Origin of the sequence: Saezia sanguinis, from assembly GCF_003991585.1 — a bacterium.
Classification (GTDB): domain Bacteria; phylum Pseudomonadota; class Gammaproteobacteria; order Burkholderiales; family Burkholderiaceae_C; genus Saezia; species Saezia sanguinis.
In genome coordinates, this window is the sequence record NZ_PQSP01000034.1 from 1 (window position 1) to 299 (window position 299).

Sequence of the window (299 nt, forward strand, 5' to 3'; positions counted from 1 at the left end):
GTACCTGATAGCGCTGCTCACGGCCGGTATTCCGGTATTGATATTCGACTACGCGATGGGTCACAAGTTCCGGGCCTTGCCACCGCTGGCGTTCCACCGGCTGTCCCGGCGGGTGACGGCGCTGGGCTGGTGGCAGGTGGCCATCTGTTTCGTGATCGCCACCTACTACGCGGTGATCATCGCCTGGGCGGCCCGCTACGTGGGGTTCTCGGTCGGTCAGCAGTGGGGCGACGATCCCGATGCCTTTTTCAGCGAATTCCTGCACCAAGCCGACGGACCGTCCTTCGGGACCTCCTATG

The 299-nt window shown here is 63.5% G+C and carries 1 protein-coding gene; it reads left to right on the top strand.

Annotated features, from left to right (window positions below; all coding sequences use genetic code 11):
* On the top strand, positions 1–299 hold a 299-nt coding region (locus CUZ56_RS14875), incomplete at both ends, for an SLC5/6 family protein (protein ID WP_275427155.1).